The sequence below is a fragment of the Saccharothrix sp. ST-888 genome (assembly GCF_000955975.1).
GTDB lineage: Bacteria > Actinomycetota > Actinomycetes > Streptomycetales > Streptomycetaceae > Kitasatospora.
This window is the reverse complement of the sequence record NZ_JYJF01000263.1, coordinates 1-1,645: the sequence shown is the minus strand read 5'-3', so window position 1 is coordinate 1,645 and position 1,645 is coordinate 1. Positions and strand designations below refer to the sequence as shown.

General features: G+C 65.3%; 1 protein-coding gene. It reads left to right on the top strand.

All coding sequences use genetic code 11. From position 1 onward, the window contains the following. Nucleotides 1-886: 886 nt before the first annotated feature. The coding region (locus UK12_RS32500) for a beta-ketoacyl synthase N-terminal-like domain-containing protein (RefSeq protein WP_045306807.1) at nucleotides 887-1,645 on the top strand (759 nt) is incomplete at its 3' end.

The window sequence follows — 1,645 nt, the reverse complement described above, 5'->3', positions numbered from 1 at the left end:
GGGGCGGGCAACCAGGGCGTTGCCACCGACAACGTCGGCGAGCTCGTCGTCCGCCAGACCGGCGATCTCGACGTTCTCGAACTCGATCTTCTCCATGCTGTTCACCTCCTCCTGTTCGGCGAGACTGTGTGGAAAACCGCGGCCGCCTTTCGAGCACAGCGCCTCAAGGGCTCAGCGCTCACAGGTACGGCAGCGGAGCATGTGGGGAGCCCACGACTCTTCCGGGATTCCGGAGAGCGGACTCGGAACGGCGGGTCCGGACACGACACACTGCGGTGCAGTCGGGACGTGTAGGAGCAGGGGTTCTCGCGGGCCGAGATCCGCACGGGCAGGTCTCTCGGCAGAATGACTTCGCGAGCGGGAGGGTCGCGGACCGGTTTTCGATTACCGAGGCCGGCGACAGGATCGACAGGCGCCACATCGAATGGCTGCCACGACCGACCGCCGAAAGCGACGATAATGCGATTGGCGAATGAAAGTCAACAGGCACCGGAACGGTCCATTGTAGAATTCACCCTCCCCTTCCCCTGGCATGCTCCAGTCCGACCAGTCAAAGTCGAACTATCCCGCTTCGCCTTGATCAAACCCGTCGGCTCAGCATCGTGTCAACCCTGTGTGACCTGCCAATGCGACGTTTGCTGATTCGCGCACCGTGCACGCCGGCAGCCGCCCCGGCGCGAGCCCGCGCCGGGCCACAACCGACGCTCCTGTCCGAACAGTCGGCGCACCGGCGCCGGAGCGGCGGAGCCGATACCGCCTCTGCCGTCCACTCGTCGGCAGTCCGACTTCACTGACCCGCAGTTGTGATTCACGACAGATTCATCGGCGCTCGATACGGTAATCGAAAAATGACACCTTCATGCCCGTAGAGGAGCCGATTTTGAGCGTGGACTCGATTGCGGTCGTCGGATTGGCCCTTCGCGTGCCCGGCGCCATGAATGCCGATGAATTCTGGCGGAACCTGATCGAGGGAAGAGAGTCGATCGCTCGCCTCGGCGACGACGACCTGATCTCCGCGCATGACGACCCGGACGTCCTCGACAATCCGGATCTCGTGCGCGCGGGTGGGCTTCTCGACGGGATCGAGGAGTTCGATGCGGAGTACTTCGGTCTCACCGCGCGCGAAGCCGAGTTGATGGACCCGCAACAGCGGTTCCTCCTCGAAGTGGCGGTGGAGGCCCTGAACGACGCGGGCCACGACCCCGCCGTGAGCGAGGAGGCGACCGGCGTCTTCCTGGGCGTGGGCCGCAGCGGCTACTTCCTCCACCACCTGCTGCCGCGGGCCGAGTTGATGGCCTCGTTCGCCCGCCAGATCGCGCTCTTCAACGACAAGGACTACGCGGCGACCCAGATCTCGCACCGGCTCAACCTCACCGGGCCGAGCATGACGATCAGCACAGCCTGCTCCAGCTCGCTGGTGACGGTTCATCAAGCGTGCAAGAGTCTCGCCGAATTCGAGTGCGACGTGGCGCTCGCCGGCGGCGCCTCGATCAACGTGCTGCAGCGCGGCGGCTACGTGTACCAGGAGGGGAACATCTTCTCCCCCGACGGGCACTGCCGTCCGTTCGACGCCGACGCGAACGGCACGGTCTTCGCCAGCGGCGTGGGCATCGTCGTCCTCAAGCGCCTCAGCGACGCCCTGCGC